This window comes from Sphingomonas sp. 66-10, from assembly GCF_001897045.1.
Lineage (GTDB): Bacteria > Pseudomonadota > Alphaproteobacteria > Sphingomonadales > Sphingomonadaceae > Sphingomonas > Sphingomonas lycopersici.
Window position 1 is genome coordinate 16,114 of the sequence record NZ_MKRR01000003.1, and the last position, 17,594, is coordinate 33,707.

Sequence of the window (17,594 nt, forward strand, 5' to 3'; positions counted from 1 at the left end):
GCTCTGTGCGTCGCGCTGCTGCCGATCCCGGCGGCGGCGCAGGATTATGCCGCGCGGGTCGCCCGCATCCTGCGCGCGACTCCGCTGATCGACGGGCATAACGACTGGCCCGAGGCGCTGCGCGACCGCGAGGGCGACAAGCGCTGGACGATCGACCTCAGGGATCTCTCGCAGGTCAAGGGCGAGCCCTATGACACCGATATCGCGCGATTGCGGCGCGGGATGCTCGGCGGCCAATTCTGGTCGGTCTATGTCTCGGCCGATCTGCCGGGCAAGGAGCAGGTCGAGCAGACGCTGGAACAGATCGATCTCGTGAAGTCGATCGTCGCGCGTTACCCCGAGACCTTCGCCTTGGCGCGCACCGCCGCCGACGTGCGCCGCGCGCATGCCGCGGGCAAGATCGCCTCGATGATGGGGGTCGAGGGCGGCGGGCAGATCGACGGCAATCTGTCGATCCTGCGCACCTATGCCGCGCTCGGCGCGGGCTATCTGACGCTGACGCATTCGCGCACGATCGACTGGGCGGATTCGGCGACCGACGATCCCAAGCACAATGGCCTCACCGATTTCGGCAAGCAGGTGGTGCTCGAACTCAACCGGCTGGGGATGCTGGTCGACCTGTCGCATGTCAGCGAGGCGACGATGCGCGCCGCGCTCGCCACGACCAAGGCGCCGGTGATCTTCTCCCACTCGGGCGCGCGCGCGGTCAACGATCACCCGCGCAACGTCTCGGACGATGTGCTGCGGCTGCTCCCGCCGAACGGCGGGGTAGTGAGGGTCGATTTCGCCCCGGCTTATGTTTCGGACAAGTCGCGCCGCTGGGCGGCGGATTCGGCGGCGGAAAAGACCCGGCTCAACGCCCCGCCGTTCCGCGGGCTCTATATCGGCCAGCCGGACAAAGCCGCCGAGGCTTATGCCGCGTGGCTCAAGGAGCATCCCGAGCCCGCGGTGACGCTGAGCGAAGTCGCGGATCATATCGAGCATGTCGCGAAGATTGCCGGGCATGATCATGTCGGGATCGGCTCCGATTTCGACGGGGTCGGGCATCCGCTGCCGGTCGGGCTCGAAGACGTTTCGACCTATCCCAAGCTGTTCGAGGAACTGATGCGGCGCGGCTGGTCCGACGCGGATATCGCCAAGCTCGCCGGCGGCAATGTGCTGCGCGTGATGGAACGCGCGGAGCAGGTCGCGAAGGGGATGAAGTAGCCCGAGCCAACCCGTCATTCCCGCCTACGCGGGGATGACGGGGGGTTGGAGTAACAGGTGGAGCTTCTCGCTCTCGGGCTGGCGTGCCACCAGCCGCACGCCGGCGGCATGCAACGCCGTCTCGTCCGCCAGCGCCGGATCGCGCAGGGTCGCGATCAGCCGCGTGCCGCGCGGCAACAGCGCGACGACGTTGCCCTCGCCGAGCGCGCGGCGGATCGCGGGATAGGCGGCCTCCTCCTCCACCGACACCGGGACCGCCGCCACCGATTGCGGGAGCGACATCGCCGCGCGCGTCTCGCCCGCGATCTGATCGGCGATCGGGCCGAACACCACCTGCAACCCGCCGTCGGCGAGCCGCAGCACCCCGCGCGCGCCCTCCGCCTTGAGCCCGGCCTCGTCGATCCGCGCCTGATCCGCCACCACCAGCCGTAGCCGCGTGGTGCAGGCGTCGACGCTGCGCACGTTCGCCGCCCCGCCGAGCGCCGTGACGATGCGCTCGCCGCGCGTCCCCGCTGCCACAACGCCCGATGAGACGATCGTTTCGGCCTCACGGCCCGGCGTCTTGAGGTCGAAGCGGCGGATGCACCAAGCAAAGGCGGCGTAATAGATCGCGAAATAGACCGCGCCAACCGGCAGCAGCATCAGCGGCCGGGTGGCGAGCCCGTAGTTGAGCACATAATCGAACAGGCCGGCCGAGAAGCCGAACCCGAGCCGCACCCCCAGCGCATCCATCACCACCATCGCCACGCCGGTCAGCACGGCATGAACCGCGTAAAGCACCGGGGCGAGGAACATGAAGGTGAATTCGATCGGCTCGGTTACCCCGGTGAGGAACGAGGTGAGCGCCAGGCTGAGCAACATCCCCCCCACCGCCTTGCGCCGCTCCGGCGCAGCGGCGCGGTACATAGCGAGGCAGGCAGCGGGCAGCCCGAACATCATCACCGGGAAGAATCCGGCCATGAACGCCCCCGCGCGCGGATCGCCGGCGAAGAAGCGCGCGATATCGCCGGTCTTGCCGTGGAAATCGCCGATCACGAACCAGGCGATATTGTTAATGATATGGTGGAGCCCGGTGACCAGCAGGAGGCGGTTTAGCAGGCCGTAGAAGAAAAGACCGATCGGGCCGGCGCGCACCACCCATTGCGACAGCACGTCGATCGCGCCCTCGAACCACGGAAAGCCCCAGCCGAACAATGCCGCGCCGAGCAGCCCGGCCAGCCCCGCGACGATCGGGACGAACCGCCGCCCGGCGAAGAAAGCGAGATAATCGGGCAGCTTGATATCGGAGAAGCGGTTGTAGAGCGCACCCGCGACGAGCCCGGCAAGAATCCCCGCCGGCACGCTGAGCTTGGCGATCTCCTTCGCGCGCCATGCCGCCTGCAACGCGGGATCGCTCGTCGCGAGCGTCGGCGGGAGCGCGAGCAACGCCTTCGCCCCCTCGGTCGCGACAAGATAGGCGACCACCCCGGCGAGCGCCGCCGCGCCGTGATTGCCGCGCGCTAGCCCGACCGCGACGCCCGCGGCGAACAGCAGCCCGAGATTGGCGAAGATCGCATTGCCCGCGGTGGCGATAAACGGCAGGTCGAGCAGATCGGGCTGCCCGAGCCGCAGCAGCAGCGCCGCGACCGGCAATACCGCGATCGGCAGCATCAGCGCACGCCCGAGCGGCTGGAGCCGGCTGAGCAAGGTGGCAGGCCTGAACGTCATGACGTCACCTCGCTGGCGATCGCGCGCACTTCATCGGCGCTGGCCGCGGCGCACGCGCGGTCGGCAAGCGCGACGCAATCGGCCGCCGCCACCCCGCGGATCGCCGCCTTGAGCGCCGGGATGGCCGCCGGGGTCGCGGACAATTCGGTCATCCCCAGCCCGATCAGGATCGGCGCGGCAAGCGGATCGGAGGCGAGCCCGCCGCAAACACCCGCCCAGCGCCCGTGCGCCTTCGCACCGCGCCCGACTTCGCGGATCAGCCGCAATACGGCGGGGTGCAATGCATCGAGCTTGGCCGACACCCCGGCGTTGCCGCGATCGCTGGCGAGCGCATATTGCGTCAGATCGTTGGTGCCCACCGACAGGAAATCCGCCTCGCTCGCCAGCTGATCGGCGAGCATCGCCGCGGCGGGGGTCTCGATCATCACCCCCAAGGGCACCGGCGCGGCGATGCCGAGCGCGGCGCGCGCCGCGTCGAGCAGCACGCGGACCGCGCGCAGCTCGGCGAGATCGACCACCATCGGCAGCATGATATGGCATTGCGCCGTCGGCATCGCCGAGAGGATCGCGCGCAATTGCGTGCGCATCAGATCGGGCCGTGCGAGGCTCAGCCGCACCCCGCGCACCCCGAGCGCGGGATTTTCCTCCGCCGGCATCGGCAGATAAGGGACGGGCTTGTCGCCCCCGATATCGAGCGTGCGGACGATCAGCGGACGATCGCCGAGCGCGGTGGCGATGCGCCGATAGATATCGCGCTGCTCCGCCTCGTCGGGCGCGGTCGCACGCTCCAGGAACAGGAATTCGGTGCGCAGCAAGCCGCAGCCCTCGGCGCCCGCCGCGACCGCACCCGCCACTTCAGCGACCGCGCCGAAATTGGCGAAAACCTTGATCCGCGTGCCGTCCGCGGTCTCGGCCGGCGCGCCGGCGGCGGCGAGATCGCGCGCGCGGCGATCGCGCGCCGTCGCCAGCCGCTCGCTTGCCGCGGCCAGCGCGCCGACCCCGGGATCGTCGTCAAGCAAGGCACGATCGGCATCGAGGATCACGGTGCGCCCGTCTGGGATGTCGAGCACCCCCGGCCCCGCCGCGACGAGCATCGGCACGCCCGCGGCGGCGGCGAGGATCGCGACATGCGCGGTCGGCCCGCCGGCGGCGGTGCAGATCCCCGCCAGCCGCGCGCGATCGAGCGCAAGGAATTGCGACGGCAGCAGATCCTCCGCGATCAGGATCGTGTCGCGGGCCAGCGCCGGCACCAGTGGTGCGTCACTGCCGAGCAGCCGCGCGATCACCTGCCGTTCGAGATCGGCGAGATCGGCGACGCGCTCGATCAGCAAGGCATCGCCGGTGGCGCGGATCGCTGCGGCGGCGGCGCGCGTCGCGGTGCGCCACGCGAAGGCCGCGCTGCGCCCGGCGGCGATTTCCCGCTCGGCCACCGCGGCAAGCTCGGGATCGGCGAGCAAGGCGCGGTGCGCTTCGGCGATCTCCGCCGCCGCGCGATTGCCGCCGCCCAACGCCTCCGCCACCGCCGCGCGCGACTCGGCCAGCGCGGCGCGTTCCGCCGAAACACCGGCGCCGTCGTGCGGCACCGCCAGATCGACCGCGCGGAGCTGCAGCACCTGCCCGATCGCCAGCCCCGGCGCGGCGGTCACCGCACGGCCGGCGGGCGGCGCGGGTGGCACCGGCGCGGCGTCCGCCGTCTCGCCCAGCCCGGCGAGGATCAGCCCGGCCACCGCATCGACCGCGGCATGCGCGTCGTCGCCCGCACCGGCGATCGTCACGGTTTCGCCCGCGCGCACCCCGAGGCCGAGCAACGCCACCGTGCTACGCGCATTGGCGCTTTTCGCGCCGAGATGCAGCGTCACCTCGGCGGTGTACGGACGCAGCGCGGCGGCGATCCGCGCCGCCGGCCGGGCGTGGATGCCGTGCGCCGCCGCGACCGGCACGCTGCGGCTATAGCTGACCGCGGCCGGCGCGCCGACGGCAGCGGCTTCGCCCTCGATGACCCCGATCGCGTCACCGGCCGCGACCGCGCGGCCGGGTGCATCGAGGCGGAGCGCATAACCTTCATTGGCGACGACGATCGGGGTGATCAGCGCCTTGGCCGCCTCCCCCACCGCGTCGAGATCGAAGCGCAGCAACACATCGCCCACGGCGACCCGCGCCCCGGCGGCGACCAGCGCGGTAAACCCCTGCCCGCCGAGCGCGACCGTCTCCAGCCCGACATGGATCAGCAGCTCGGCACCGTTATCGAGCCGCAGCGTCACGGCATGCGCGGTCGCTGGCACCGCGATCACCGTGGCATCGGCGGGTGCGCGCAGCTCGCCCTCGATCGGATCGATCGCGCAGCCGTCGCCCATCATCCGTTCGGCGAACACCGGATCGGGCACCTCGTCGAGCGGCGCGAACCACCCGGCAAAGGGCGCGTGCAAGGTCACCGTCCGCGTCACGGCAGCAATTCCACCTGCTTCAACCCCCACATCGGGTTCACCCCGCGCGCCGTATAGGTGATGCACAATGTCTCCTTCGCGGCGCGCGGCGGGAGCGGCGCGACCAGCCGGGTGAGCGCCGGGTTGCCGCGCGCCGGGGCGAGCGGCAGCACCGCAATACGCTCCCCGTCGCACGACCCCGCGCGCACCTCAAATTCGCCGTCGGGAGTTTCGGGCGCGCGGAAGCGAATCGCGGCGAGATCGGCGCCGATCTGAAAGTTGAACGGGAATTGCCCGACGGTCAGCGCGATCTGTTTCGCGCCGCCGGCCGGGGCATCCCGATAGAGCCAGCACGGATTGAGGATATCGGTGAGGAACGAGGCGCGTGCGCCGTTCGCGGGGGCATCATCCTCCACCGCCAGCTTGACCTTGTCGGTGCAGGTAGCGAGCTGCTCGTCGGTCTGCCGACGAACCGACGCCAGGTCGATCGTCGTGTCGATCGCGCCGGCCAGCGCACGGTCGCCGAGCATCGCCGCCGCACGCAGCCGTGTCGCCAAGGGCAGCGTCAGCGGCGCGGCGTACAGCGGCGAGGCGGCGATCACCGCGCTGCCGTCGATCGTATAGCGGATCGGCAGCCCGGCGGCATTTGCCAGCGCGACCTTCGCCTGCGTCCCGCCGGGGGAGAAATCGACCGTCGGCGTCACCGTGAACGAACTCGCCGACGGCTCCAGCCCGAGCGCGCGCATCCGATCGAGCTGCGGCACCAGCCGCGCGACGAAGCCGCCGAAATCGCGACTCCGCTCGGGCGACCACGCCACCTCGGCCAGCGCATTGGCGCGGGGGAACAGCATCCACGACGCACGCGGCTCGGTTCGCACATGTTCGGTCCACAGATTGGCCTGTACGCCAAGGATATGCCCGCGCGCCTCGGCCGGGATCGCCGCCGGGGCAGGATCGAAGCCATAGACGCTGCGCAGATCGATCCTGTCGCCGCGCGCGGGCGGCTCGAGCGGGCCATAGCCCTCGCGGTGGTTGAGATAGAGCGCGGGCGACGGGCTCAGCACCGTATCATGCCCCGCTTTGGCCGCCGCCACCGCGCCGTCAATCCCGCGCCACGACATCACCGTCGCTTCGGGCGCGATGCCGCCCTGCAATATCTCGTCCCACCCGATCAGCCGCCGCCCGTTGGCGGCGAGGAAGCGTTGCATCCGCCGGATGAACCAGCTTTGCAGCGCATCCTCGTCGGCGATGCCGAGCGATTTCATCTTCGCCTGGATGGCGGGCGAGGCTTTCCACTGGTCCTTCACCGCCTCGTCGCCGCCGACGTGGATGTAGCGCGACGGGAACAACGCCATCACCTCGCGCAGCACATCCTCGAGGAAAGCGAAGGTCGCATCGTCGGTACTGTAGAGCCAGGGGAACACCCCCCAATCGGATTCGACCCCGGCGGGGATCGCCGCCCCGGTGCCGAGCCGCGGATAGGCGCGCAATGCCGAGAGCGCGTGGCCGGGCATCTCGATTTCGGGGACGATCGTGATCCCGCGCGCCGCGGCATAAGCGACGATCTCGCGCACCTCGGCCTGGGTATAGAAGCCCCCGGTGCGCGGCAGCGGTGGCGCGCCGGGGGCGGTGGCAGGCACGCGCCACGCCGAAACATCGGTCAGCCGCGGATATTTGCGGATCTCGAGCCGCCAGCCCTGATCGTCGACGAGATGCCAGTGGAAGGTGTTGAGCTTGTTGACCGCCATCCAGTCGAGCAGGCGGCGGATATAGGCCGGCGACTGGAAGTTGCGCGCGCTATCGAGCATCAGCCCGCGCCAGCGGAAGCGCGGCGCGTCCTTCACCGTGACCGCTGGGATCGAAACCGCGCCGCGCGCGCGATCGGGGGTCAGATATTGCCACAGGCTGACCGCGCCATAGAGCAGCCCGGCATCGTCACGCGCGGTGATCGTCGCGCCGCTCGCGGCGATATCCAGCGCGTAAGATTCGGCCGCCCCAGCCGCACCGCGACGAAAACGGATCGCCGGCGCCTTGGCGTCGCTTACGATCGCAAGCCTGAGCCCGCGCGCCGTCAGCGTCCATTCCGCGAGCCGCTCGGCGGCGTTGCGCGCGCCGCGATCCCCCGGCGGCACGACGATGACGGTTGCCGCGCCGACTGCAAAGGCGCCCTTGCCCGCCTCGGCCGAGACCGGCGCAGGGAGCAGCAACGGCTCGGCCGCCGCCGCCGGGGCAGCCGCGAACAGGGCAAGCGCAATGAGACGGCGAGGATGCACACGCCCTCCGGCAGCGATCATAAAGGGAAACATAGCGGGGCGGGCGCGATTGGAAACGGGGTCGCCGGCCTGACGCGCAGCGACCCCGTCATCCGCGCCGGTCAGAAGTTGACGTTGACCGTCGCCATCAGCTTGCGCCCGTTGCGATAGACCCCGCGCGGCAGCGCCGGGGTATTGGCATAAGCATAATATTCGGAATCGGTGAGGTTCATCCCCGCCAGCGTCAGATTGACCTCCGGGGTGAACTTATAGGTCGCCGATACGTCGAGATTGTCGCTGCTGCGGACGTACATATTGTCGCCGCGGTCGACCGCGGTGAAATATTTCGACCGCCACGTCCACGTGCCGCGCAACGCCACCGGCCCGGATTCGAAGAACGGGCTGACGCTCACCTGATGCCGCGAATTATACGGCAGATCGGCGCCGCCGATGCCCTTGCCATCCGAATAGGTGTAATTGGCGAGGATGCCGAGGCCGTAAGGCAGGTTCTGCTGATAGGCGACCGCGAAGCCCTTCACCTGTGCATTGCCGGCATTATACGGCCGGCTGATCTGATAGGTGGTGACCTTGCCCTGCGACTGGTTGAAGTAATTCTCCGGCGCGGTGCGGTAGAGAATGTAATCGTCGATGCTCTTGTAGAACACCTCCGCCGACAGGATCGCGTGGCGCTGGAAATACCATTCGATCGAGGCATTGAGGTTGCCCGAGCGATACGGCTTCAGATTGGGGTTGCCGCCCGCGCCGGTCAGCACCTGATCCGACAGCCAGAAGAAGCTGGTCATCGCCGAATAGTCGGGCCGTGCGACCACTTCCGCCCCGGCGAAGCGCAGGATCAGATCGTCGCGCACCGAAAGCGCGAGGTTGAAGCTGGGGAGCACATTCTCATAGGTCTTGTGCGATCCCTGCAGCATCCAGTCGCCCGGCGCGCTGCACGACGCGCCGGGGCGGCACACCAATCCGGCGCCGTCGGTGATCGTGCGAACGTAGCGCAGGCCGAAATTGCCGCGCAGCGGGCCGGATTCGACGTTCACCTGGCCGTAGACCGCGTGGATGTCCTCCTTGATCGACCAATTGCCCGAAGCGAATTCGGGCGCGGCGAATTGCGACGGGGTCGGCAGGTTGGGCAGCGACGTGACGTAATTGTACATCGAATTGCCGCTGATCACGAAGCGGGTGCGCATCTGATCCCCCGCGCCGTCGAAGCCGCGCAGATAATTGCTCGGCGCCTGCGCCGGATCGAACGCCGATGCCGCCACGGCGAGCCCGTTGAGAGAGACGCCGGCATAGGATTGGCCGGTTTCGTGGTGACGGAATTTATAGCCGAACTGCAGCCTTTTCACCGCGCCGTCGAAGTTGAAGCCGAGATCGACCTGGCCGTAACGCTCCTTGTCGGTGGTCGGCTTGGTGACGAGATTGCCGCTCCAGCCCGGATCGGTGACGAATGCCGCCGGATTGCCCAGGACATTGGTGGTATAGGTGAGGTTGCCCGGCCGGTTCGGCGCGCCGCTATTGTCGACGGTGTAGCTCGCCTTGTTGAGGAATTCGAGGAACACCTGCTTCTTGGTGCCGCCGTCGGCGTCGGACAGCCCGCCCTCGAGATTGAGATCCCAGGCATCGTCCTTCCAGTTCGCCCTGAACTGATAGGTATCGGAATGCATCTCGGCCTGGCGATATTGCACGTCGAGCACGCTCAGCCCGTTGGTCAGCGAGCTGCTGGTGACGACGCCGTTGTTGACCGTGATCCCGCTCAACGCGCCGAGGCTGTTCCAGGTATTGCCCTGGAAAGCGTACATCGACTGGTTGAGATTGTCGTAGGTCGCCTTGATCTTCAGCCAATTGGCTTCGAGCGTCAGTCTGTCGACCGGCTTCCACTGCACCACCGCCGAATAGCTCAGCCGTTCGCGATCCTGCTGAAAGAAGGAGGTGCCGAACGCGTTGGGGCTCACCGCATTGGGATTGGCGGCAAGCGTCGTCGCGCAGGCGCCGGTGCAGGTGCCGTTGGCGATCGAGCTGACCGGATTGTCGGCATTGCCGCCGTTCCACTGATTGGCCTTCATCGTGCCATAGCTTTCGAGCCCGTCGCGGCGCAGCCGGTCCTTGGCGCGCTGGAAGGCGAGCAGCACCCCGAAGGTGCCTGAATCGTTGTGCCAGCTCGCCAGCGCCGATCCCTGGATATCGCCCTTGCGCGAGCGATCGTTCCACAGATAGCCGAGCGAGGCGGCGAGCGTCAGCGGCTTGAGATCGAGCGGCTTGCGCGTGTTGACGATCACCGTGCCGCCGATCGAGCCCTCGTCGATGCGCGGCTCGGGGGTCTTGTAGACGTCGACGCTGCCGACGAGCTGCGGCGCGAGCAGCGCGTAATTGAAGGTGCGCCCCGGCGTATCGAGGATGAACCAATCGGCCGAAGCGACCGTCTGCCCGTTGAGCAAGGTGCGGTTTAACGCCGGATCGGTGCCGAGGATCGAGATCTTCTCGCCCTGGCCGAACTGGCGGTCGACCGTCACGCCCGGCACCAGGGTCAGCGCCTCGGCGACATTGGTGTTGGGAAATTTGCCGACATCCTCCGCCGACACCGAATCGACGATCGCGTCCGACTTGCGCTTGGTCTCCAGCGCCGCGGCGAGCGAGGCGCGGATGCCGGTGACGACGATGTCGTCGCTATTGTCGCTCCCGGGCGCCGGGGACGCCTGCTGCGCCTGCGCGACCCCCGACAGCAGCGCCGCGGCGCTCGCGGTACCGACCAGAAATGCCCTGAACCCCATCTCTCATCCCCTCTCAGGTCTTTCGCCTCGAACCCCGATAAGACCGGTTCCATACCAATACCCAATCATTGTCATAACCAAATGCACCGTCAAGTGGGATTCTTTCATTTTAATGACACACATTGACAGATTGGGGCTGGCATGTGGTACGGCATTGGTACTAAGAGACTGGCGACTGCGGGGGAGAAACCACCATTATGACATTGCTCGCCGACGCGATCGGGTCGCTGGAGAGCGCATCGGGCGGGCCGCTGTACCGGCGGCTCGAAACCGCGCTGCGCGATGCGCTGCGCGCCGAGGTGCTCAAGCCCAATGAGGCGCTCCCCCCCGAACGCGAGCTGGCGAGCGACCTCGCGATCTCGCGGATCACGGTGCGCAAGGCGCTCGATACCCTGGTTGGCGAGGGATTGCTGGTGCGGCGGCAGGGCGCGGGGACCTTCGTCGCCGGGCGCGTCGAGAAGCAATTCGCCAAGCTCAGCTCGTTCACCGAGGATATGGCGGCGCGCGGCCGCGCGGTGCGCAGCGAATGGCTGCTCCGCGCGGCGGGCGAGGTGACCCCCGAGGAATCACTGACGCTCGGGCTCAGCCCGGGCGCGCCGGTGCTGCGCTTCCACCGCGTGCGCTTCGCCGACGACGTGCCGATGGCGCTGGAATATTCGGCGATCGCGGGCTTCGGGCTCGCCGGGCCGGAGACGGTGGAAAGCTCGCTCTATGCCGCGCTCGAAGCGACCGGGAACCGCCCGGCGCGCGCGCTCCAGCGGCTCCGCGCGGTGTCGTTCGACGCCGAACAGGCCGCGCTGCTGCATGTCGAACCCGGCGCGCCGGGCCTATATATCGAACGGCGCGGTTTCCTGGAGGATGGCCGCGTGATCGAGGCGACGCGGAGCTGGTATCGCGGCGACGCCTATGACTTCGTTGCCGAACTCAACACGAGGGCGTGACCTGACATGACTTCACCCGAATCGACCCGCATGTTCGCCGAGGCGCGCGAGGCGGCCGATGTCGTGGCGCAGCAGATCGCGCGCAATGCCGCCGGCGCCGCGACGCTGGGCGCGGCGTTGCGCGCGGCGCCGCCGCGCGGGGTGCTGACCTGCGCGCGCGGCAGCTCGGATCACGCCGCGACCTTCGCCAAATATCTGATCGAGACGCGGCTCGAGGTGCTCACCACCTCGGCGGCGCCGTCGGTCACCTCGGTCTATCGCGCGACCCCCGAGGCCGCCGACACGCTGGCGATCGGCATCTCGCAATCGGGGCGCAGCCCCGACATCCTCGCGACGATGACCGCGGCGCGCGACGCCGGCGCACGCACCGTCGCGCTGGTCAACGACATCACCTCGCCGCTCGCCGCGCTGGCCGATACCACGCTGCCGCTCGACGCCGGGCCGGAGCTGAGCGTGGCGGCGACCAAATCCTATATCGCCAGCCTCGCCGCGCTGATCCAGCTCGTCGCCGAATGGGCCGATGACGCCGAACTGCGCGCCGCGCTGGACGGTGCGCCGGCGCTGCTCCGCGCCGCGTGGGACAGCGACTGGTCCCCGCTGGTCGAGCGGCTGGCGGACGCGCGCGGGCTCTATGTCATCGGGCGCGGGCTGGGCTTCGGGGTGGCGCAGGAAGCGGCGCTGAAATTCAAGGAAACCTGCGGGCTCCACGCCGAAGCGTTCAGCGCGGCGGAGGTGCGCCACGGGCCGATGGCTTTGGTCGGGCCGGGCTTCCCGCTGCTCGTCTTCCGCCAGAGCGACGAGACCGGCGACGGGGTCGACGAGCTGGTGCGCGAGGTGGTGACGCGCGGCGGCGAGGTGCTGGTCGCCGGGAGCGCGGTGCCCGGCGCGATCCACCTGCCCCACCCCGCCGCGGCGCCCGCGATCGAGCCGATGCTGCAGATCCAGGCCTTTTACCGCGCGGCCAACGCGCTGTCGCTGCGCCGCGGGTTCGATCCGGATCGCCCCCCGCACCTGGCGAAGGTGACGGAGACCCTGTGATGCGCGCGTTCGTCAACGGCCGTATCCTGATCGACGGCGCGCTGGCCGAAGGCCGCGCCGTGCTGGTCGCCGACGGCCGGATCGCGGCGATCGTTGCGACAAGCGACGTGCCGGCGGGCGCGGTACGCGAGGATCTGGACGGCGCGATCCTCGCCCCCGGCTTCATCGATACCCAGGTCAACGGCGGCGGCGGGGTGTTGTTCAACGACATGCCGACGGTCGAGGGGATCGCCGCGATCGGCGCGGCGCATCGCCGGTTCGGCACCACCGGCTTCCTGCCGACATTGATCAGCGACGATCTGTCGGTGATCGCGCGCGCGATCGCGGCGGTCGATGCGGCGATCGCGGTGGGGGTGCCGGGGGTGCTCGGCATCCATGTCGAAGGCCCGTTCCTCAACGTCGAGCGGCGCGGCATCCACCGCGCCGACAAGATGCGCGCGCTCGACGAGGAGGCGATGGCGATCCTCACCGCGCCGCGGCGCGGACGGATGCTCATCACGCTCGCGCCCGAACGCGTCGCGCCGGGGATGATCGCGCGGCTGGTGGCCTCGGGGGCGTCGGTCGCTGTCGGACATAGCGACGCCCGCTACGAAGAGGTGACGGCGGCGCGCGCCGAGGGGCTGACCGGGGTGACGCATCTGTTCAACGCGATGTCGCAGCTCGGCTCGCGCGAGCCCGGCGTGGTCGGCGCCGCGCTCGACAGCGACCTCACCTGCGGGATCATCGTCGACGGGCATCACGTCAGCCCGGCGACGCTGCGCCTCGCGCTGCGCCTCAAGGGACCGGCCGGGCTGATGCTGGTGACCGATGCAATGCCCAATATCGGCACCGACATCGCCGAATTCGACCTGCAGGGACGCACGATCCTGGTCCGCGAGGACCGGCTGATCGATGCCGCCGGCACGCTCGCCGGCGCCAACCTCAGCATGGCGCATGCCGTTGCCAATGTGGTCGCCTTGCTCGGCGCGACGCGCGAGGCGGCGATCGCGATGGCCAGCGAGACCCCCGCGCGCTTTCTCGGCCTTTCCGGCGAACTCGGGCGAATCGCGCCGGGGTTGCGCGCCGATCTGATCGCCCTGACCGCCGACGGCGCGGTCGCGCAAAGCTGGATTGCCGGCGAACCTTACGTCAATTGAGTGACTTGCGGGCGCAATGGCGCTGCGCGATAGAAACGGCTCGATCGACAGGGGGCGAGTTTGGCGACATCGAACTGGGCGCGCGCACTGGCGGCGCTGGCGCTGCTTGCCGCCGCGCCGGCGACCGCGCGCGAACTTGAGGGACAGGTTGCGCTGACCTTCGACGATCTCCCCGCGCTGACGATCGAAACCAACCAGGGCTATATCGACGATCTCAACCGGGATCTGCTTCGCAAGCTGCGCGAGAATCATGTCCCCGCGATTGGCTTCGTCAACGAAAGCAAGGCCGAAGGCGCGGAGCACGACCGGCAGGTCGACAATCTGAAGCGCTGGCTGGACGCGGGGATGCTGCTGGGCAACCACACCTTTTCGCACAGCTCGCCCAATAGCCTGGGCGCCGCGGCCTATGCTGCGGATATCGAACGCGGCGAGCGGATCACCCGCCCGCTGATGAAGGCGCACGGCAAGAAACTCCGCTGGTTCCGTCACCCCTATCTCGAGGCCGGCTCGCCGCTGGCGGTGCGCGACTGGATCAATCGCTGGCTTCGCGATCACGGCTATCGCGTCGCGCCGGTGACGATCGACGCGGAAGATTGGGAATTCGCCGAACCGTATGACGACGCGATCGCCAAACATGACGTCGCGCGACAGGCGCGCATCCGCCAAACCTATCTCGCTTATACCGCGATGCGCATCAAATGGTCGCAGGAGAGCGCCAAGGCATTGTTCGGGCGCGACATCGCCCATATCATGCTGCTCCATTGCACGCGCCTCAACGCCGATACGCTCGATGCCTTGCTGAAATTGCTGCGCACGGCGCGGCTGCGCCCGGTGACGATCGACCAGGCGATGCGCGACCGCGCCTATCGCACCCGCGATACTTATGCCGAAAAAGACGGCGTGACATGGCTGGAACGCTGGGCGGCGACGCTCGGTAAAACCTTGCCCAGCGAGGGCGACGAGGATCCGCCGGCCGAAATCCAGGCGGAATACGATCGTGTCGACAATGATCGCGTCTCGCCGCAAAACAAATGAACGTTCCGTAAGCTTCCGGTTTGTGTATTGCCGCCCGCGCGCATTGCCCATAATCTTATGCGATGCGGCCCACATCCGGAGAACAGGCCTTGACCGAGAAGCGGCCCACTCGCCAACCAGCGGAATATTACAAGAATCCTGAGAACAGCATCGGCTATCTCACGCGTATCGTGTTCCGCAATTTCTCGCGGCTGCTCGAGCGGCATACGCTGCAACACGATATTTCGGCGGGGCAGTGGCGATTCCTGCGACAATTGTGGATCGAGGACGGCATTACCCAGCGCGAGCTGAGCGAGCGCGTCGGGATGCGCGAGCCCACCACCGTCGTTGCGCTCAAGGGGCTGGAGGCGTCGGGGCTGATCCGCCGCGAGAAAAGCGCGATCGACCGGCGCAAGATCCATATCTATCTCACCCCCATCGCCAAATCGCTCGAGGCGAAGCTCGCCCCGCTCAATGCCGAGGTTCACGCGGTCGCGACTGCGGGGATGACCGATGACGAGGTGGAGACGCTGCAGCGGCTGCTGCGCCGCGTGATCACCAATCTCACCGAAGAGGCGCGCCGCCTGCCCCATCTCAACGACGACGATTCGGAAGGGAGGGCTTGACCGCGCCCGTCTTCGTCGTGATCCTTAGATAACTAACATATCTGAGGAGCGGGTGATGACGGTGCGGATCGGGGTGATATCGGGCAGCGTGCGGCAGGGATCGCACAATATGGCGCTCGCCGCTTTGGGCGCGGCGCGCGTGGCGGCAGCGGGCGCCGAAGCCGCGATGATCGATCTCGCGACCTTCGATCTGCCGGTCTATTCGCAGGATATCGAGCAGCATGCTTGCCCGGCCGATGCGCGTCGGCTGAAGGCGGCATTCGAGGCGTGCGACGGGCTGTTGATCGCCTCGCCCGAGCATAATGGCTCGATCCCCGCGCTGCTCAAGAATGCGATCGACTGGGCGTCGCGCCCGTCGGAGGGCGAATCGCTCGTCGCGCTCACCGCGTTTCGCGGCAAGGCGGCGGGGATCATGTCCGCCTCGATCGGGCCGTTCGGCGGGATGCGCGCGCTCGCGCATCTGCGGCAGATCCTGGGAACGGTGCAGATGATCGTCGTGCCCGAGCAACTCGCCGTCCCGCTCGCCGGCAGCGCCTTCACCCCCGGCCGCGCGCTGGCCGAGCCGCTGCCCAATACGATCCTCGACGGGCTGGTGACGCGGCTGGTCGATGTCGCGGGGCGGCTGCGCCGCTGAAGATCCGGCGCGGCGCGGGGTTGCGCGCGGTCGCGCAGCGATATAATTAGTATTCTAAGTTTTTTCGGGGAAAGCCGTGGGACCGTTATCGGACATTCGCGTCGTCGAGCTGGGGCAGCTCATCGCGGGGCCGTTCTGCGCGCAATTGTTCGGCGATCTCGGGGCGACGGTGGTCAAGATCGAGCCGCCGAAGACCGGCGATCCGATGCGCCAATGGGGCGCGGGCGACCCGCCGGTGTGGTGGGAGGTGATCGCGCGCAACAAAAGGTCGGTCGCCGCCGACCTGCGCACCCCCGATGGGCAGGAGATCGCGCGCCGGCTGATCGCCGGCGCCGACGTGCTGGTGGAGAATTTCCGCCCCGGCACGCTCGAAAAATGGCACCTCGACCCCGCCGATCTGTGCGCCGCCAATCCGCGGCTGATCGTGGTGCGCGTCTCGGGCTATGGCCAGACCGGGCCGTATGCGCGCCGTGCCGGCTTCGGCGGGATCGGCGAGGCGATGGGCGGGTGGCGCGCGCTGGTCGGCACTCCCGATCGTCCGCCCTCCCGGCTCGGCGTTTCGATCGGCGATAGCCTGGCGGGCACGTACGGCTGCCTCGGCGCACTGGCTGCGCTGCACGAGCGCGAGAAGAGCGGGCGCGGGCAGATCGTCGACGTCAGCCTGTTCGAATCGGTGCTGCAGGTGATGGAGGGGCTGATCCCCGAATATGTCGCCGCGGGGCATGTCCGCGCGCGATCGGGATCGATCCTCAAAGGCATCGCCCCGTCCAACGTCTATCCGTGCAGCGACGGCGAATTGCTGATCGCGGCCAATCAGGATGCGATCTTCCGCCGGCTCGCGGCGGCGATGGGCACCCCCGAGCTCGCCGACGACGCGCGCTTCGCGACGCACAATGCGCGCGGCCGGCATCAGGAATTGCTCGATACGCTGATCGCCGACTGGACGCGCGGGCAGAGCGTCGCGGCGGTCGAGGCGCTGATGGAGCAGCATGCGGTGCCCGCCGGGCGGATGTTCGGCGCGCGCGACATGCTCGCCGACCCGCATTTCGCCGCGCGCGAGGCGATCGTCTCGGTCGAGACCGCGCGGCACGGCGATCTGCCGATGCAGGGGGTGTTTCCGCGCCTCACCCGCACGCCGGGCGGGATCCGGCGTCCGGCGCCGGCCGAGGTCGGGGCGGATACCGAGGCCGAGCTGCGCGATGCCGGTTATGACGAGGCGACGATCGCCGACCTCAAGCGCCGCGGTATCGTGTGACCGGCACGTTGTTCGATCGCATCTGGGATCGCCACCGCATCCTCGACGACGGGGGCGAATCCCTGCTCTACGTCGACCTCCATCTGCTCCACGAAGTCACCTCGCCGCAGGCCTTTGCCGGGCTCGAGGCGCGCGGACGCGGGGTGCGGCAGCCGCGGCGGACGCTGGCGTTGTTCGACCATAATGTCCCCACCGTCGCGCAGGCCGACGGCATCGCCGCGGTCGCCGATCCGGAGGCGCGCGCGCAGCTCGCCCGGCTGGTCGAGAATAGCGAACGCTACGGGATCGAGCGGTTCGAGATGGGCGATCCGCGCAACGGCATCGTCCATGTCGTCGCCCCCGAGCAGGGGCGTACCTGGCCGGGGATGACGATCGTCTGCGGCGACAGCCACACCTCGACCCACGGCGCGTTCGGCGCGCTCGCCTTCGGCATCGGCACCTCGCAGATCGAACATGTGCTCGCGACGCAGACGTTGCGGCTGCGCAAACCCCGGTCGATGCGGCTTACCGTGACCGGCGCGCTGCCGGCACATCTTTCGGCCAAGGATCTCGCGCTCGGCATCCTCGCCGCGATCGGGG

At 68.7% G+C, this 17,594-nt stretch carries 13 protein-coding genes; 9 read left to right on the top strand and 4 right to left on the bottom strand.

The features are described from left to right. Nucleotides 1–3 precede the first annotated feature (3 nt). Entirely contained in the window at nt 4–1,206 is a 1,203-nt protein-coding gene (locus tag BGN95_RS00770) for a dipeptidase (protein ID WP_286771336.1), read from the top strand. Nucleotides 1,207–1,230: 24 nt separating this feature from the next. Here BGN95_RS00770 and nagE read toward each other — a convergent pair whose 3' ends face one another. The 4 genes from nagE to BGN95_RS00790 all read right to left on the bottom strand — a co-directional run bounded on the left by nagE (nt 1,231) and on the right by BGN95_RS00790 (nt 10,371). Continuing rightward, complete coding sequence (nagE, locus tag BGN95_RS00775; RefSeq protein ID WP_286771328.1) at nt 1,231–2,913, bottom strand: N-acetylglucosamine-specific PTS transporter subunit IIBC; 1,683 nt, start codon at nt 2,911–2,913, stop codon at nt 1,231–1,233. Next, on the bottom strand, nt 2,910–5,357 hold the full coding sequence (ptsP, locus tag BGN95_RS00780; RefSeq protein WP_502688224.1) for a phosphoenolpyruvate--protein phosphotransferase: 2,448 nt from the start codon (nt 5,355–5,357) through the stop codon (nt 2,910–2,912). The genes nagE and ptsP overlap by 4 nt, the downstream gene beginning before the upstream one ends. Next, complete coding sequence (locus BGN95_RS00785) at nt 5,354–7,609, bottom strand: beta-N-acetylhexosaminidase (protein WP_286771329.1); 2,256 nt, start codon at nt 7,607–7,609, stop codon at nt 5,354–5,356. The genes ptsP and BGN95_RS00785 overlap by 4 nt, the downstream gene beginning before the upstream one ends. A 101-nt stretch (nt 7,610–7,710) precedes the next feature. Continuing rightward, complete coding sequence (locus BGN95_RS00790; RefSeq protein ID WP_265271299.1) at nt 7,711–10,371, bottom strand: TonB-dependent receptor; 2,661 nt, start codon at nt 10,369–10,371, stop codon at nt 7,711–7,713. A gap of 197 nt (nt 10,372–10,568) precedes the next feature. On the opposite strand from BGN95_RS00790, the gene BGN95_RS00795 reads away from it, so the two are divergent. The 8 genes from BGN95_RS00795 to BGN95_RS00830 all read left to right on the top strand — a co-directional run. After that, the gene (locus BGN95_RS00795; RefSeq protein ID WP_265314286.1) at nt 10,569–11,312 is read left to right on the top strand and encodes a GntR family transcriptional regulator; all 744 of its coding nucleotides are present in this window, start codon (nt 10,569–10,571) and stop codon (nt 11,310–11,312) included. Between the two features lie 6 nt (nt 11,313–11,318). After that, complete coding sequence (locus tag BGN95_RS00800; RefSeq protein ID WP_265314285.1) at nt 11,319–12,350, top strand: SIS domain-containing protein; 1,032 nt, start codon at nt 11,319–11,321, stop codon at nt 12,348–12,350. Next, entirely contained in the window at nt 12,350–13,486 is a 1,137-nt protein-coding gene (gene nagA / locus BGN95_RS00805; RefSeq protein ID WP_502688225.1) for an N-acetylglucosamine-6-phosphate deacetylase, read from the top strand. Before BGN95_RS00800 ends, nagA begins: the two co-directional genes overlap by 1 nt. 60 nt (nt 13,487–13,546) lie before the next feature. Continuing rightward, nucleotides 13,547–14,521 (top strand): polysaccharide deacetylase family protein, encoded by a 975-nt coding sequence (locus BGN95_RS00810; RefSeq protein ID WP_286771331.1) that lies wholly within the window; start codon nt 13,547–13,549, stop codon nt 14,519–14,521. An 89-nt stretch (nt 14,522–14,610) separates the two neighbouring features. Beyond that, nucleotides 14,611–15,126 carry a MarR family winged helix-turn-helix transcriptional regulator gene (locus tag BGN95_RS00815; protein WP_286771332.1) on the top strand — a complete coding sequence of 172 codons (516 nt, stop codon included), beginning with the start codon at nt 14,611–14,613 and terminating at the stop codon, nt 15,124–15,126. 55 nt (nt 15,127–15,181) lie between these two features. Continuing rightward, nucleotides 15,182–15,760, top strand: coding sequence for an NADPH-dependent FMN reductase (locus tag BGN95_RS00820; RefSeq protein ID WP_286771333.1), 579 nt, complete (start codon nt 15,182–15,184; stop codon nt 15,758–15,760). 76 nt (nt 15,761–15,836) lie between these two features. Further along, complete coding sequence (locus BGN95_RS00825) at nt 15,837–17,015, top strand: CaiB/BaiF CoA transferase family protein (protein WP_286771334.1); 1,179 nt, start codon at nt 15,837–15,839, stop codon at nt 17,013–17,015. Beyond that, a partial coding sequence (locus BGN95_RS00830; protein ID WP_286771335.1) for an aconitase family protein occupies nt 17,012–17,594 on the top strand: 583 nt, incomplete at its 3' end. The genes BGN95_RS00825 and BGN95_RS00830, both read left to right, overlap by 4 nt.